General features: G+C 77.1%; 11 protein-coding genes. All 11 read left to right on the top strand.

The window, feature by feature from the left end:
- Window positions 1-309: 309 nt before the first annotated feature.
- From PUR56_RS30480 to PUR56_RS30430, 11 genes are read left to right on the top strand one after another with little or no spacing between them, the layout of a single operon-like run.
- Window positions 310-4,029: a CHAT domain-containing protein gene (locus PUR56_RS30480; RefSeq protein ID WP_329951338.1), complete on the top strand. Its 3,720-nt coding sequence runs from the start codon at window positions 310-312 to the stop codon at window positions 4,027-4,029.
- Window positions 4,026-4,853, top strand: coding sequence for a hypothetical protein (locus PUR56_RS30475; RefSeq protein ID WP_329951337.1), 828 nt, complete (start codon window positions 4,026-4,028; stop codon window positions 4,851-4,853). Before PUR56_RS30480 ends, PUR56_RS30475 begins: the two co-directional genes overlap by 4 nt.
- The gene (locus PUR56_RS30470) at window positions 4,853-5,677 is read left to right on the top strand and encodes an RES family NAD+ phosphorylase (protein WP_329876978.1); all 825 of its coding nucleotides are present in this window, start codon (window positions 4,853-4,855) and stop codon (window positions 5,675-5,677) included. Before PUR56_RS30475 ends, PUR56_RS30470 begins: the two co-directional genes overlap by 1 nt.
- Complete coding sequence (locus PUR56_RS30465) at window positions 5,674-6,459, top strand: vWA domain-containing protein (RefSeq protein WP_329876976.1); 786 nt, start codon at window positions 5,674-5,676, stop codon at window positions 6,457-6,459. The genes PUR56_RS30470 and PUR56_RS30465 overlap by 4 nt, the downstream gene beginning before the upstream one ends.
- On the top strand, window positions 6,456-7,421 hold the full coding sequence (locus tag PUR56_RS30460) for a protein phosphatase 2C domain-containing protein (RefSeq protein WP_329951336.1): 966 nt from the start codon (window positions 6,456-6,458) through the stop codon (window positions 7,419-7,421). Before PUR56_RS30465 ends, PUR56_RS30460 begins: the two co-directional genes overlap by 4 nt.
- Complete coding sequence (locus PUR56_RS30455) at window positions 7,412-8,521, top strand: hypothetical protein (protein WP_329951335.1); 1,110 nt, start codon at window positions 7,412-7,414, stop codon at window positions 8,519-8,521. The genes PUR56_RS30460 and PUR56_RS30455 overlap by 10 nt, the downstream gene beginning before the upstream one ends.
- Window positions 8,518-9,324 (top strand): 4Fe-4S single cluster domain-containing protein, encoded by an 807-nt coding sequence (locus PUR56_RS30450; protein ID WP_329951334.1) that lies wholly within the window; start codon window positions 8,518-8,520, stop codon window positions 9,322-9,324. The genes PUR56_RS30455 and PUR56_RS30450 overlap by 4 nt, the downstream gene beginning before the upstream one ends.
- The gene (locus PUR56_RS30445) at window positions 9,321-10,967 is read left to right on the top strand and encodes a hypothetical protein (RefSeq protein ID WP_329951333.1); all 1,647 of its coding nucleotides are present in this window, start codon (window positions 9,321-9,323) and stop codon (window positions 10,965-10,967) included. Before PUR56_RS30450 ends, PUR56_RS30445 begins: the two co-directional genes overlap by 4 nt.
- Window positions 10,964-13,063 (top strand): AAA family ATPase, encoded by a 2,100-nt coding sequence (locus tag PUR56_RS30440; RefSeq protein ID WP_329951332.1) that lies wholly within the window; start codon window positions 10,964-10,966, stop codon window positions 13,061-13,063. The genes PUR56_RS30445 and PUR56_RS30440 overlap by 4 nt, the downstream gene beginning before the upstream one ends.
- Window positions 13,063-15,360, top strand: coding sequence for an Hsp70 family protein (locus PUR56_RS30435; RefSeq protein ID WP_329951331.1), 2,298 nt, complete (start codon window positions 13,063-13,065; stop codon window positions 15,358-15,360). The genes PUR56_RS30440 and PUR56_RS30435 overlap by 1 nt, the downstream gene beginning before the upstream one ends.
- On the top strand, window positions 15,361-16,542 hold the full coding sequence (locus tag PUR56_RS30430) for a TRAFAC clade GTPase domain-containing protein (protein WP_329951330.1): 1,182 nt from the start codon (window positions 15,361-15,363) through the stop codon (window positions 16,540-16,542). It abuts the gene before it with no gap.

Below are 16,542 nucleotides of genomic sequence, written 5' to 3'. Positions count from 1 at the left end.
TCCGCCGAGAAGCCCTGCGCGGGCGGGGAGCCGCCGCCGGACGGCGGTCCCGCGCACGGCCGCCGCCCCGCCGACGGAAGGCCGCCGGCCCCTGCGCCGGCCCCTGCGACAGGGCGCCCGACGGTGCGAAACCGCCGGTCCGGACCCGGCTGCGGGCGGAAGGCGGTTGATTGCCGGTCGAGATCCGGTCGCCGGTCCCGGGCAGGGTTCATCCGGTTCCCCGGCAGGCCATGATGTGGACGCCACGAGGCGCACGGATGACGGAGTCGGATCATGACGCTTGGTCAGAATGACCCTCCAGGAGACGAGTTGACGGGCACCGGCGGTCTCGCCGGGGTCCGGTCCTGGGCTCTGGACGCGACGGGGCGGGCCGAGGCCCTGCTGCTGCCCGACCCGTCCGGGCCGCCCCGGCTGCGGCTGGACGACCCGGTGGCCCACGACCGGCTGATCGACGAACTCGACCGGCTGGAGGGGCTGCTGGCACCGGACGAGCCGGCCGGGCCGGTCCTGGCGGCACGGCTCGGCGGGCTGCTCGCACAACGTCACCTACGCGGGGGCGGGGCACCCGCCGACCGCCCCCACGCGCTGCGGCTGCTGCGCGAGGCACGGGCCCACCAGGTGCCGCTCACCGGCTGGGAGGCCCACCGGGCAGCGCTGTACCTCGTCATGCTGGTGATCCCCCACCCGGCCGGCCGGCCCGACGGCGGCACGGGACACTTCTCCGCCCTGATCGGCTGGCAACGGGACAACCCCGGAGCCTTCGACCCGCGCGGGCCGGAGGTCACCGAGCTGCGGGGACTCCTGGACGACCTGCGCGACGTCCGGCTGATGCCTGAGCTGCGCGCGCAGTTGGACACCATGACCACGGTCCTCGGGCTGGCCCAGGGCGACACCGCCGACTTCGCCGCCGGTGTCGGGCCGCTGGTGGAGTCGCTGCCGGCGGACTTCCCCGGCCTCCAGCAGCTGCGCATGCTGATGAGTCTCATCCCGACCGTCCCGGCCCCGACCGCACCGACCCCGGCCGGACCGCTCGCCGAACCGACGCCCTCGGCCCCGGCGCCCGTTGCCCCGCCGCCCGCCGAGCCGTCACGGCCCCGGGTGCCGATCGACACGGAGGCCGAACGCGAGGAGTTCGACCGGACCATGGCGATGACGCTCGCCATGGTGGAGATGTCGATGCCGGGCTCCCTCGCACCGGAGCAGCTCACCGAGCTGGCGCAGCAGCTCCGGCCCGGCCGAGCCCACGGCACCGGCGACCCCGCGGACGCGGCGCAGGACGCGCTGGCCTACGCCATGACCGTCCTGGTCCCCGCCCTGCAGCAGCGGGACCAGGGCCTGCTCTCCGACGCCCTCGGCTCGCTGCAACGGGCCGCCGACGGCCTGCCGCCCGGCAGCGACTGGCAGCAGCTGCTCGGCGCCATCGGCCCCGCCGTCCTGTCCGCCTCGCAGTACCTCGGCGGGAACCTGGTCGACGCCGAGGCGGCGGAGCGGCAGCTCACCGAGGTGCTGGGGCGACTCGGCGATCTGCCGCTCTCGTTCACGGCCCAGGTACGGGCCCTCGCGGCGGGCCAGCGGAGCCACCGGTTCCAGCGCGCCGAGGACCGGGCGGGCGTCGCGTCCTGCATCGAGGAGCTCCGCGCCGTGCGGGAGGGCCTGTCCGGGGAGGACAGCGCGCTGGGAATCACGTTGCTGATGCTCGGATCGTCCTACCAGGACCTCTGGACGCTGACCCGCGACACGGAGACCCTGCGGACCGGAGCGCAGCTCATGGAGGAGGGCGCGCGCCTCCTGGACACCGGGCCGGGCAACGGCGGCCTGCTGGAGCCGCTGCGGGTCAACCTCTCGGCGATCCGCGCCGTGGTCGACGGCGACCCAGGGCTCATCCGCGCCCACCCGGGGCCGGAGTCGTCCGAGCATCCGCCCAGTCTGCTCAACGGTCGCGGACGGCGCCTGCCGCTCGACGCGTTCGTCAGCCACCTCCAGGCCGAACTCACCCGCTCCCGCGCCGACCAGGACCGTGCCGTCGAGGAGCTGGCGGCGGCCTGCCGCGACGCGGCGGACGGCGGCACCTGGCAGCACGCCGACCTCCTCTGGGCCCTGGCCGAGGCCCATCGCCGGCGCGGCGACGCCGGGGCGGGCGATCAGGCGTCCGCGGCGCAGGCCATGGTGGAGTCCTTCGAGGTCCTGACCGCCGACGTCCTGCTGGAGGTCGGCGCCGAGCACCGGCTGATGAAGGCCCGGGACGGGGCCTCGCGCGCCCTGGACGCGGCCTGGTGGGCCGGCTCCCAGGGGCAGGTCGAACGGGCGGTGACCATGCTGGAACTCGGCCGGTCGATGGTGCTGCAGGCGGCCGCCGCCTCGGCCGAGGTGCCCGAACTGCTGGCGGCGCGCGGCCACCGCGAGCTGGCGGACGCCTGGCGGCAGGCCGAGTCGGCGCAGGGCGGCGGCGCCGCGCAGCCGGTCCCGAGCCTGTTGCGGCGGCGGGCCCTGGACGCGCTCCGGGGCGGGCCGGGGTTGTTCGAGCCGCCGACCCCGGCGGAGCTGTCCGCCGGGCTGCGGCCGGGCGAGACCGACGCCCTGGTGTACCTGCTGCCGGGCGCGGAGGGGACGCCCGGCATGGCGGTCATCCTGGGGCCGGACCTCGAACCCGGGGTGCTCGCCCTGCCCCAGCTCGCCCTGGCCGGCCGCGCGCCGCTGGAGTCCTTCCTCGACGTGTCCGCGGAGCGCTCGCGGCTGCGCCGTACGGCCGCCCGGGCCGCCGAGACCGGCGCGACCGGCGCGACCGGCGCGACCGGCGAGGCGGACGCCGCCGCCCGGGCGCTCGACGCGCCCTGGGAGAAGGCCCTGACGGACCTGTGCGACTGGGCCTGGCCGGCCGTCGTCGGCCCGGTCCTCCTCGGCATCGCCGAGCGCCTGGAGGCCAACCCCGGCCGCCACCGGGGCCGGCCCGGGCCGCCCCGGTTCGTGCTGATCCCCTGCGGCAACCTCGGCGCCGTTCCCTGGCACGCCGCCAGGCTGCCCGAGGACGCCCGGCACCGCTACGCGTGCGAGATCATGGTGCTGTCGTACGCGGCCTCGGGCCGGGAGTTCCTGCGGGCGGCGGCCCGCGAACGGATCGCCCCCGGCGCCCGTCCGGTGCTGGTGGCCGACCCCCGGATGGACCTGACCCGGGCCGAGCTTGAGGTCCTCGCACTCCGCGACGGCTACTACCCGGATGCCGAACTCTACGGTGAGTACTACCAGTTGGACGGCGATCCGGCGGGCCTCGGGACCCCGGAGGACGTGCTCGCGCTGCTCCCCGGCGCGGGCGCCCCCCGACCGCTCTCGCTGCTGCACATCGCCTCGCACGGTTCGGCGGGCGTCCGCCCGACGGTGTCCGCGCTCAACCTCGCCCCACCCGACCCGGCGCAGCCGCGCTCCCTCTCCACGCCGCCGTCCGACCCGTCCGACCCGTCCGCCCCGTCCACGAACGGGCCGACCGACGCCCCCGACGCCGGGATGCTCACCGTGACCAGGCTGCTGGACCGGCCGGCCGCGACCGGCGCCGTCCGGGCCGGCCCGCTGGTGGTGCTGAGCGCCTGTGAGACGGACCTCTCCACCCGCGACCACGACGAGGCGCTGACCCTCGCCACGGCCTTCCTGGCGGCCGGCGCGAAGGACGTCGTCGGTTCGCGGTGGACCACCCGGGACGGCGCGTCCGCACTGATGATGGCGGTCTTCCACCACCACGTGGCGGTCACCGGACTCAGCCCGGCCGACGCGCTGCGCGCGGCCCAGCTCTGGATGCTGGACCCGCGCCGCGAGCCGCCCGAGAGCCTCGGCGGGGAGCTGCGCCGCGAGGCCGCGCATCCCCACCTCGACCGGCTGCCGCTCTGGGCGGCCTTCATCCACCAGGGCCACCCGGGGGCCGCGGACCCGCCGCCGAACGCGACGGACGCACCCGACCCGACCGGCACGACCGGCACGGCCCGCACGACCGGCACGACCGGCACGACCGGCACGACGACGGAACCGGAGGGGACGGAATGAACCCGGAGGAGCTGCTGGCGCTGATCCGCCGGCACTGGGCCGCGATACGGGCCGACCTGGACGACACCCAACACGGCGTGCTGGTGGCCCGGTTGAACAAGCTCGCCGGAACACGGGGTGACGAGCGGGCCATCAGGAGGGCCTTCCACGGGGTCAAGCTCGCGCTGCTGCCGCTCCCGCTGGACCACCCGGTGCGCGCGGCGCTGGACTCCTCCCGGCTGGTCGCCGCCGATCCCCGGCCCACCGCCTCGCTGGCCCGGGAGCTGCTGGCCTGGCTGGCGGAGACCGACGCCGCGTCCGCGTTCACGGAGTCCGCCCTCGGTCTCCCCTCACCCGGCCCCGGCTCCGACTCCGGCCCCGGCCCCGGCCCCGGCCGTGATCACGGTCCCGTCCACGGACCCCCTGCGCACACCGCTCCGCACGCCGCTCCGGACACCGCCGAGATCATCGCCACGGCGCAGCGCCGCCTGCTCGCCGAGCCCTCGCTCGGCCGCGCCGACCTGGACGCGCGCGGCCTGGACGCGCCCGCACTGGCCGGTGCCGGTCTGATCATCCGCCTGGTCGACCAGGCGGGCGAACACCGCTACCCCGCCTTCCAGTTCGCCGGACCGGCCCCCGGCGCGGAGCCCGGCACCGGCCACGGCCCGCTGCCGGTCGTCACGCGGATCAACCGGCTGCTGCTCGCCGAGGCGGACCCCTGGGGAGCTGCCGACTGGTGGCTCGCCGGCAACAGCTGGCTGGGCGGCACACCGGCCGCCCTGCTCGGACTGGTCTCGGACGAGCTGCTCACCGCGGCCGCCCTGTCCATGGTGGAGGGGGACTGATGCCCGCGTACCCCCCGCCCCGGGAGTCCGACGGCTTCCGGATGCGCCCGAACCTGCGGACCCTGCCGGCCGGCACCGAGCTCTGGCGCTGCCACCGGACGGGGCGTCCCGGTGCCGGGTTCAACCCGGTGCCGGCCGACTCCCACTTCGGCGGCAGCCGCTTCGACGGCACCGTGGCCGACCCCTACTCCTTCCTGTACGCCGCGCCCGAGCCGGCCACCGCGCTGGCCGAGGTGCTGCTGCGCGCGATGCCCTTCGACGCGGACACCGGGATGCGGCTGGTCCCCTACCGGGCCGTCGCACAGCGCTCGCTCACCGCGCTGCACACCACCGCCGACCTGTGCCTCGTCGAACTGATCACCGAGGAGGACCTCGCCGCCGTCTGCCAGGACTCCTGGCTCCTGGAGACCGAGGGCCCCGGGTACGCCCAGACGCGGCGCTGGGCCACGGAGCTGCGGTCGCGGGTGCCGGAGGCCCAGGGGCTGGTCTGGCAGTCCCGGCGGCACCGGCCCCGGCAGGCCCTGGTGCTGTTCGGCGACCGCTGCGGCGAGGAGTCGCTGAAGGGCGGCTCCGGGGTTGCCCGTGAACTGGACACCACGGACGGGGTGACGGAGGTGAACCGGCTGTTCGCCCCGCTGCGGGCCGCGGTCGTACCGCCCCGGCCGCGCACCGAGGGCCTCGTCGACGCCGCCGGCCTCCACCGCGCCGTCAACGCCGTCGACGCCGTCACCACCGCGAACGGCGGCGGCCCGAACGGCGGCGCGCCCGGCGCCCGCGGTGCCTCGCGCGGCCCCGGGGCGGCGGAGGCGGTGGGCGCGCCATGACGACGGCCACCGGGGCGACGGGCACCCGGATCGGGTTCGGGAGCGGCTGGGACGAACGTCAGCCGGTCATCGTCCTGCTGGACACCTCCGCCTCCATGAACCGCCCCGCGCACGACCCGCCGATCGCGAGCCTCAACCGGGCCCTCACCCGTGGTTTCGACGCCGTCCGGGACCGGGACCGCCTGCGGTCCCGGGTGGAGGTCTGCCTGGTCGCGTTCGACTCGCGGGTGCGGGTCTTCGACATCGCGGCGGGTGCCTTCCGCCCGCCGGAGGAGGCCGACCGCGAGGCGCTGTTCAGCCCGCTGGACGGGCTGCGACCGCCCGAGCTGACCGCCGGGGGCTACACCTGCATGGTTCCCGCCCTGCGGTTCGCCCTCGACCTGGCCCGCCGGCGCCACCGCGACCTCTCGGCCCGGCAGGTGCCGGTGGTCCGGCCGCTGATCTGGCTGCTCACCGACGGCGCGCCGAGCGATGAGGCCGGGGCGCGGCTGGGCGCGGCGGAGATCGCGGCCACCGCCGAACAGCTGCGGCAGGCGGAGCACGACGACGAGTGCGTGCTCTTCGTGATCGGGGTGAGGGGGGCCGACCGGGAGGTGCTGGAGGTCCTCGCACCGCAGGCGACCCACCTGCTGGAGGACCTGGACTTCGGCCGGATCCTGGACATCGTGTTCCAGAGCTCGGACCGCACCGGCCACCTCAGGGCCACGGAGATCTCCGACCGGCTCAAGACCCACGCCGAGAGCGCCCGCACCCTCGACAGCCTGGAAGGGGACCACCGGTGACCGCCGCGGCCCGGCGGGCGGCAGCCGGCGGCGGCGCGCCGATCGTGGCGGGCGCCGTGGTGCAGGGCACCGGGCACCTGGCGAGCGGACGCGGCTGCCAGGACGCGTTCAAGGCGGCGGCCGGGCACGGCGACGACGGGCCCACGACGGCGGGGGGCCGGCCGCTCGTGCTGGCCGTCGCGGACGGCGCGGGCAGCCGCGACCGCAGCGCGCTCGGGGCGCACCTCGCGGTGGACGCGGCCTGCCGGCTGCTCGCGACCGACGTACCGCCCGCCGACGGCGACGCGGCGGTCTGGAGGGGCTGGATCGGCGAGCGCTCGGTGGCCGTGGTGGACGCGTACCTGCGGGCGGTGCGGGCCGTCCTCGCCGCGGACCACCCGGACCCCGCGGGCGCCGCGGACGACGCGGACACGGTGGGTGCCGCGGGCACGGTGGACTCAGCGCAGGCGGACGAGGGTGCGCTGGCCGCGACCCTGGTGGCGGCCGTGCTCCGGCCCCCGTGGGTGGCCTTCCTCGCCCTCGGCGACTGCTTCGCCACCGTACTCACCCGCACCCGACCCGGCGACGACGGCGACGACGGCGACCGGGGCCACGACGGCGACGGCGAACGCTGCCGTCTGGTGCTGCCGCCGCGTACCCCGGCGGTCTTCCTCTCCACGCCCGGGGCCCGCGCGAGCGTCACCACCCTCGTCCTGCGGGAGCCCGACCTCAGCGGCGTCGTCCTGGCCACGGACGGCTGCGCGCCGCTCGCCCTGGACCACCCCTCGGTGCTCGGCCTCCCGGACGACCACGGCCCGCTCGCCGCACCGGACTTCTTCGGCCCGCTGGCCGCCCTGCTGCGCGCCAACGGCGGCGACGCCGAGCCGCTGCGAGCCCTGCTCTCCGGCCCGGCGGCGGCCCGCAGCGGCGACGACCTGACGGTGCTCTGCGCCCTGCGTCCGGACGGTGCCCGATGGCTCTGAAGGTGATGGCCGACGACGGCCGGCAGTGGTGGCTGACCGAACGGATCGGCCAGGGCGGCGAGGGCGTGGTCTACGCCGTGGACGACTCCCCCGCGCTGGTCGCCAAACTGGTGCCGCGCCCGCCCGACCCCTCCGCGTACCGGGACCGGATCGAGCGGCTGGTACGGCGGCGGCGCGAGCCCCGCACCGTCCGGCTGCTCGCCGGCGCCGGCGGCGGGGTGGCCTGGCCCCGGGTCCCGGTCACCACGGCGCGCGGCGGGGTGCACGGCTATCTGATGGGCGATCTGCGCGGCCGGTACCGGCCGATGGAGGACCTGCTGTCGGAGTCCGGCCGTCGGACCCGGCTGCCGGACTCCACCTGGGAGACCGCCCTGCGGGCGGCGGCCGGACTGGCGGCGCTGCTGGCCGCCGTGCACGCGGAGGAGTACCTCGTCGGCGACCTCAAGCCGGACAACCTCTGGGTGGACGGGCACGGCGCGGTCGGGATGGCGGACGTCGACTCCTGGCAGTTCACGGACGGCGGGCGGGTGTTCGCCTGCCGGATGCGCACGGCCGGGTACACGGCGCCGGAGGCGGTGGCGGCCCCGGTGACCGCCCCGACCCGGGCGGGCGACGACTTCGTCCTGGCCGTCGTCGTGCACCAGTTGCTGATGGCCGGACTGCACCCGTTCGCCGGGCACCCCGGACGGGGCGAACGGTACGTCTCGCTGGACGACAACCTGGCGCACGGACGCTGCCGGCTGACGGACCACCGGTCCGTCGCGTTGCGGGGGCCGCTGCCCCCGGCCGACCTGCTGCCCGGCCGGATCGCCGCGCTCCTGCGCGCCGCCTTCGGCCCCGCCGGGCGGGGCAGCCCCGGCAGCCGTCCGGCGGCGGCGGTCTGGGCCGCGGCCCTGGGCGCGGAGCTGGCGGACGGCAGGCTGCGCGGCTGCGCCGGGAACAGCCGCCACGTGTTCACGGTGGAGCGGCCGTGGTGTCCGTGGTGCGACCTGGCACGGCGCGGCGGCGAGGCGTACCCGGGCGCACCCGCCGGGGCGGCGCCGGACCGGCGGGCGTCCCGGGCGGCCAGGGCGGCGGACACCACGGGGAGGACCACATGACCGGGGCGGACCTGCGGCTGTCGGTGGCGCGCACCCTCGACCGGTGCTCCGTTCTGGGGCCGGGCCGCCGGGCGGTGCTGTGGGTGCAGGGCTGCCCGCTGCGCTGCCGGGGCTGCGTCGCGGCGGAGACGCTGCCGTTCACCGACGGGCCGGGTCTACCGGTGACCGAACTGGTCGACCGGATGGCCGGGTTGGCCGGGATCGAGGGGATCACGATCTCCGGCGGCGAGCCGTTCACCCAGGCCGCGGCGCTGGTCGCGCTCCTCGACGGGCTGCGGGCGGAGCGGCCTGAGCTGTCCGCGATGGCGTACTCCGGCTTCCGCATCGAGACCCTGCGACGCGGCACCCCGGCGCAGCGGGACCTGCTGGACCGGCTCGACCTGCTCGTCGACGGCCCGTACGTGGCGTCGCTCCACGCGGACCTGCGCTGGCGGGGGTCGTCCAACCAGCGTCTGCACCGGCTGTCGCCGCGCTACGCGGACCTGCCGGCGTATCCCGACACCGGTGCCGGGATCGAGTTCTCCGTCGGGCTCGACGGGTCGCTCTCCTGGGCCGGGGTGCCGGCGGTGCCGGGCTTCCGCGAGGAGCTGGAGCGGCGCGTGGAGGCCCGGGGCTTCGCCCTGCGCACCACGGCGGAACCACCGGACCGACCGGACCGACCGGACCGACCGGACCCACCGGACCGGCACGGCCGCCCGGACCCGCACGACCCGGGCCCGCACCGGCCGGGGCGGCCGGTCGGGGCCCCGAGCACCGAGGTCCCCCGGCACGGGGGCCGGCACACCGAAGGAGGGGGACAGTGAGCGGATCACCGATGTACAGCAGCGTCTCGGTCGGCGCCTCGCGGCTCGCCGCCGAGGCCGCGCAGCGGCGGCGGCAGGCCGAACGGCGCCGCCGGCTGGAGCAGGAGCGGGCCCGCGAGCGGGCGCGCCGCGCGGCGGCCAGGGCCAGGAGCCACGCCGAGGCGGAGCGCCGCGCCGCCGCCAGGGCCAGGGCCCGTGCCGAGGCGGAGCGCCGCGAGCGGGAGCGCGTGGCGCAGGCTCTGGCGGAGGCCGAGCGCCGGACCGACGAGCGGCGACGGCTCCAGGAGGCCGAGCGGGCCGGGCAGGTGACGGCCGCACTGCGCGAGCAGGGGACGGCGGCGGCCCGCGGCCTGGACGAGGTGGCGGCCCTGCTGGACGCGGCGCGGTCGGCGGCCGACCCCCGCACCGTGAGCGAGCTGACCGGCCGGCTGGCCGACCTGCGGTCGCGCGCACTGCACCACCCGGACGCCGCGCTCGGTGCGGAGGTCGAGGAGTTGCGCGGCCGGGCCGTCGCACTGCGACCGGGCGGCCAGGACCACGGCCGGCCCGCCGAGGCCGGCCACGAGTACCAGCTCGGCGCGCTGGAACGGCAGTTCACCATGCTCGCGGCGAACGGCGCGGACGTCGACGCGGCCGGCCGGCGCCGGTGCGCCGAGCTGCTGCACGACCTGCGCCGCGCCCTGATGGACGGTCAGACCCTGCGGGTGGAGGCGCTGATGGGCACGGCCGAGCACGAACTGGCCCGCCACGCGCTCGCCGTGCAGACCGCGCGGACCGCCGCCCTCGCCGAGGCCGCGAGCCGACAGGCGGACGAGCGGCACCGCAGGGCACAGGAACTCGCCGCCGAACGGCGGCGGGAGGCACAGCGGCGGGCCGCCGAACTGCAGCGCGAGGCGAAGGAGCAGACCGCCCGGCGGATCCGGCTGGAGGCCGAACGGCAGGCGGCGAGACTCGCCGCCGAGCTGGCGGAGGCGGTCGACCGGCTCGCCGTCGTCGAGCAGACCGCACGCGACGCCGCGCGGGACGCCGCCGACTTCGGGGAGACCGAGCTGCAGGGCAGGCTCCTCGCCGCCGTGCACCGGGTGGCCGGCGCGATCGACTCCTCGTGGGGCGGGGCCGCGCTGGCCGCCGTCGCGGAGCTGGAGCGGCTGCTGCCCGAGGCGGAGGCCCAGCTGGACGAACTGCTGCTGGCGTTCGAGCGGCGTGCCGCGCTGGCAGGGGTGCTGAAGGAGGCGATGGCCGGCGAGGGGCTGGCGTTCTCCGGCGGTGGCGACCTGGGGCAGGAGTTCGTGCTGATCTTCGAGCGGCCGAACGGCGCCCGCTACGAGACGAGCGTCAGCAGCGCCACCGACGGCACCGCCGTGCTCAGCTACACGGTGGAGGGCGAGTCGGACGTCGTCGTGGTGCCCGAGCGCGGCGAGGTGACCTGCGACCGGACCGAGGCGCTGCTGGACCGGGTGCACGAGGCGATGGGCGAGGAGGGCTACCACCCGGGCGAGCTGGACTGGGACGGCAAGCCGCCGCGCGGCGGCGTCGCGCGGCCGGGCGGCAGTGCGTCGGCCCGCCCCTTCGGCACCGACCACAGCTCGCACCGCGGCACCTCGCGCAACGGGGCGAACGGCACCGCGGGCGGCACCGCGTGAACGCCCGCGAGGAGGCCGGGGCCGACCGGACCGGCAGCCGGAGCGTGGCCCGGGAGGAGGCGCCGCTCTGGGCGGCCGCGCTGCGCTGGGAGCTCTGGCGCGGCCGTCAGGTGATCCTCACCGGGCAGGTCAGGGACCGCTGGTGGTGGCGGGGCAGGCCGGTCCCGTTCCGCACCGTACTGGCCCACGCCCTGCACGGCTGCGGCGTCGACACGGTGGCCTGGTGGGACCCGGTGGGTGGCCTCGCCTTCCCGCTCGACGGCGATCAGGAGCGTTACGCCGCACTGGACCAGCGGTCGTCCGAGAGGACGTCCGCCGCACGGCCCGTCACAGGGGAGCGGGCCGCGCACCCCGTCCCGGAGGCCACCCGGCCTCCGGGACGGGCCCCCGGGGGGGCCGACGACCCGGCGCGGGTCCCGGCCCCGGGCGGGGCCCTCGCCGAGGAGAACCCGACCCGGCGCGGCGGGCTCCGCCAGGTGGCCTCGGACGAACTGTTCACCGCCCGGCCGGCCCGCCGGCTGGCCTCGGTGGACGACGCGCTGGCCGAGGCCCACCGCCGGGCGGCCTCCCCCCGGGCTGCCACCGCCTTCGTGTTCGAGGACATCGACCTCGCCCTGCCGCTGAACGAGGCCTCGTCCGTCCAGGGCTACCTGCACCTGCGCGCCGCCATGGCGGACGCCGCCACCCCGCTGCCCCCCGCCGTCGGCGGCGACGGCGCCGGCCCGCACACGGACCGCGCCGGCGCCGAGGTGCCGCCGCGCGCCCGCAACGCCGTGGTCGCCGTCGTCGGTGACCTCTCCCGCGTGCCCGCCTGGCTGTACCGGGAGGACCCGCGCACGGTGGTCCTGCACATCGGTCCGCCCGACCAGGCGGAGCGCCGCCGCTGGTTCGCCATGATCGGCGGGGAGTTCAACGGCGGTGCGGACGCCGGCCCGGCGGAGTTCGAGGCGCTGGTCGGGGCCACCGACGGCATGGCGGGCTGGGAGCTGGACGCGCTCGCCAGGACCTCGCACATCCGCCGCGTCCCGGTCCACCAACCCGGCCGGCTGCTGGAACGCCACCGCATCAACCTCAACGTCGACCCCTGGAGCCAGATCGACCGCCGCACCGTCGCCGAGGCGGCCGGGGAACTCGGCGCCCGGGTGATCGGGCAGCGGACCGCCGTCGACGCGGTGGTGGGCGCCCTCCAGGCGGCCTACGTCGGCGTCGGCTTCGGCGGCTCGGGGGCGGCCCGGCCCCGTGGTTCGTTCTTCTTCGTCGGCCCGACCGGCGTCGGCAAGACCGAACTCGCCAAGTCGGTGGCCCAGCTGATCTTCGGTGACCCGAGCGCCTACGCGCGCTTCGACATGAGCGAGTACCAGCAGGAGCACGCGGCCGAGCGGCTGGCCGGGGCGCCGCCCGGCTTCATCGGCTACGACCAGGGCGGCGAACTCACCCGGCGGGTACGGGAACGGCCGTTCAGCGTGCTGCTCTTCGACGAGATCGAGAAGGCCCACCCGGCGGTGCTGGACAAGTTCCTGCAGATCCTGGAGGACGGCCGGCTCACGGACGGGCAGGGCCGGACGGCGTACTTCTCCCAGAGTCTGATCATCTTCACCTCCAACACCGGCGCGGGCGGGCTCCCGGCCCTGCTGGCCGAGCACGGCGGCGACCTGCCGTACGAGGTGCTCCACCGCCACTTCACCGCCGCGGTCGAGGAGAAGTTCCGGGCGATCGGCCGCCCCGAGATCTACGGCCGGCTCAAGCCCGGCGTGGTGGTCTTCGACATGCTGCGCACCGAGCACGTGGTCGGCATCGCGGACCGGCTGCTCGGCCAGCTCGCCGAATCACTGCACGAACGCCACGGCGTGGAGCTGGTCCACGACCCGGCGAGCATCCGGCCCTGGATCACCGGGCGGATGGCCGACCCCGAGCGGCAGGCCTACGGCGGGCGGCAGATCCGCAACGAGTTCGAGCCCGTGCTGGGCGCCGTGGTCCGGCACGTCATCGGGCACGCGCCGCCGAGGGGGAGCCGGATCCGGCTGGGCATCGCCGAGGACGGCACGGTGTGCGTGACACCCGACGCCGTCAAGGGCGCGGACGGGGGGACGGGCTGATGCACGGCATCGACCTGGGCGACAGCTACGCCCGCATCGCCTGGCCGGGCCCCGACGGGGTCCCGGTGGTCACCGGCGCCACCGACGTCCCGGCCACCGTCGACGTCACCGGGCCGGACGGCCCCCGGCTCGTGAGGGCGGCCGGTGCCGGATCGGCCCGCGCCCCGCTCTTCGCGGCCACCCACGACCCCTTCGCCGCGGGCCCGTTCGGCACCGTCCCGTTCGCCGCGGGCCCGTTCGGCACCGACCCGTTCGCCGCGGGCCCGTTCGGCACCGACCCGTTCGCCGCGGGCCCGCGGGGAGGTCCGGACGGCCCGCACCGCTCCGGGGCCTCGGGCGCCCTCCGCCCGGAGGCACTCACCGCCCTCGTCCTGTCCGCCCTCGCCCGGCGCAGCCGGGAGTGCGGCGGCGGCGAGCCGGCGGAGGTGGCGCTCGCGCTGCCCCCCGCCGGAGGCAGCGAACCGGCCCTGCGGCGGGCCGCCGAACACGCCGGGCTGCGGGTCGGCCGGGTGCTGCCGGAGCCGGTGGCCACGGCCCTGCACTACGGCGCGGTCCGCGAGGGCGTCGGCCTCTCCGTCCTGGTGTACGACCAGGGCGCCACCGGCTCCGACCTGACGCTGCTGGCCGTCGACGGCGACCGCACCGTCCGCGTCCTGGAGACGGTCTCGCACCCGCTCGGTGGCGACCACTGGGACGAGGCCGTCGCCGGGGAGCTGCTGCGCCGGCTCGGCTCTCCCGGCGGGCCGGTCGGGCCGCTGCTCCCGGTCGCCGAGCGGCTCCGGCTCGCGCTCGGCGAGGCGCCGGAAGCGTGGCAGCGGGTGCACTGGGAGGGCGCGGACCGCGAGGTCGCCCTCGACCGGGAGACCCTGGCCCGGCTGGTCGAACCGCTGCGCGAGGCGAGCGGCGCGGTGGTCGGGAGGCTGCTGGACACCGTCCAGGAGCGCGGCGGGGACGTCCCGGGCACCCTGCTGCTGGCCGGTGGTCTGAGCGCGACGCCGGGGGCGGCCGGGTGGTTCGAGGAGCGGTTCGGGCTCACCGTCCGTGCCCGGACGCCGGGGGCCGCGGTGGCGAGCGGGCTCGCGCTGACCGGGGAGTTCGGCCTGCTCCGGGTGTTCACCGGTGACCCGGCCGCCCGGCCGCGACCCGGCGGCCACGACCCCGACCCCTACGACCGGAGCGGCGCGAACGACCGGAACGGCGGGTACGGCGGGTACGGCGGGGGGCCGGGGGAACCGGCGGCCCGGCCCGGGGTGGAGGACCCGTACCCGGGGAAGCCGGGCCCCGAGGAGGCCCCGGTCGGGGACGACCGGGCCGGCGCGCCCGGGGCACCGTCCGGGGTGCGGACCGCTCCTCCCCCGGACTACGGCCGTCCCGGCGCCGACCCCGCGTCCGGTCCGGACGAGCCGGTGCCGCAGCCCCGGACGTCCCGGACACCCGAGCCGGACGGGACGGACATGACAGACATGACGGACTGGACGGACAGCCCGTACGAGGCGGACGGCCCGTACGAGGCGGACGGCCCGTACGAGGCGGACGGACCGTACGACGCGGACGGACCCGAGGAACCGCCTCCGCCGCCCGGCCCCGTCCCCACCGCCCCGACCGCTCCGACCACTCCGACCGCCGCCGAGACCGCTCCGACCGCCGGGGTCACCGGGGCCACCGGCCGGGCCCTCCATCCCGTCCCGGTCGGCCGGCTGCGCGCCACCCGCCGGGACGACCACCTCCTGATCGTCTGGGCCTGGCCCCCCGACGGCCGTGAGGCCCGCGTGCGCTGGACACTGGACCTCCCCGACCCCGGCGGCCTCCCCCGGGCCGGGGACGTCCGCTGCGGACGCCGGTCCTACCAGCACGACGGCGGCCTCGACCTGCGGGTGGGGCGCGGCGCCGTCACCGTCACCGTGGAGGCGTTCACCCCCCACCCCGCCGACCCGCTCGCCGAGCCGTCGGCGCTGATCCTGCCCGCCCGGCCGCCGCTGGTCCGCTACGAGGCGGTGGTCAGGCGCGGTCTGCGCGGCCGGACCGCCCGGCTGACCTTCGTCACGGACACCGCCTGCGAACTGCCCGCCCTCCAGGTGGTGCACGGTCGCGGCCGGATCTGCCCCGCCGAGGCCACCGACGGGACGGTGCTGCGCGAACTGCCCGCCCGCCGGCTGGACGCGCGGATCCCGTTCACCGTCGAACTGCCCTTCCCCGCCACCCGGGGCACCTCCTGGCTGGTCTGTCTGCCGCTCACCCGGGACGACCCGGCCGCCGAGCTGCGTCCGGCCTCCCTGCACCGACTGAAGGTGAGCTGAATGGCCGCCGGACTGGCCTGCCCCTACTGCTACGAGTCCTTCACCGCCCGCGAGATCTGGTTCCGGTGCAGCGGCCGGCCCAGCCGGACCGGCCGGCGCTGCGCCTTCGAGCGCGACCCGGTGCTCGCCGAACGAACCGGCCGGCGCGGCGACGTCGGCCCGGCGTTCCGGGCCGACGGGCGGAAGTCCTCCGCCGTCTGCCCGGGCTGCGAGGGCGACACGACCTACCGGATCTGCCCGGTCTGCCGCAGCACCCTGCCGGTCCAGTTCGGCGCGGTCGGCCACCGGCTGATCGCCATGGTCGGCGCCAAGGCCTCCGGCAAGACGGTCTACATGACGGTGCTGCTGCACGAACTGATGAACCGGGTCGGCGCCGGGCTCGGGACGGCACTGATGGCCTCGGACGACGCGACGATCCGCCGGTTCGGCAGCGACTACGAGGAGCAGCTGTACCGGCACGGCCGGCTGTTCCACGGCACGAGGACCGCCGCGGCCAACGACGGGCGGGTGGAGCCGCTGGTGTTCCGGTTCAGCCGCAGCCGCGGACGGCTGTACCGGTCCCGGCCGCAGCACAGCGTGCTGTCCTTCTTCGACACCGCGGGCGAGGACTTCAACTCGCGGGAGAACGTCGAACTGAACACCCGCTACCTGGCCAGTGCCGACGGCGTCATCCTGGTCCTCGACCCCCTGCAGATGTCCGGAGCGCGCCCGCTGGCCCGGCCCGGCACCGTGTTGCCGGGGTCCGAGGGGGTCGACGAGCCGGTCAACGTGCTCAGCCGGGTGACGAACATGCTGATGGCCCGCCAGCAGGGCGCCTCCGGGCGGATCACCACCCCGCTCGCGGTGGTCTTCGCCAAGCTCGACGCCTTCTGGGACACCTTCGATCCCGGCAGCCCGCTGCGCAGCCACCCGCCGGCCGGGGACCGCTTCGACACGGCCGACAGCCTGGACGTCCACGAGGAGGTCCGCCGGCTGCTGAGGGAGTGGGAGGGCGTGCGGATCGACCAGGACCTGGAGAACCACTACCGGCGCTACCGCTACTTCGGGGTCTCCGCGCTGGGCGCCGGACCGACCCCGGACGCGCTGGTGGCGCCCACCGGCATCCAGCCCTACCGGGTCGCCGACCCGCTGCTGTGGCTGCTCAGCGAGTTCGGGGCCGTGCCCCGCCGGGGGCGGGGGTGA

The organism is Streptomyces sp. BE303 (assembly GCF_036290945.1).
Classification (GTDB): domain Bacteria; phylum Actinomycetota; class Actinomycetes; order Streptomycetales; family Streptomycetaceae; genus Kitasatospora.
Note: the sequence above shows the minus strand (reverse complement) of the source record. Positions and strands in the feature narration are given on the sequence as shown.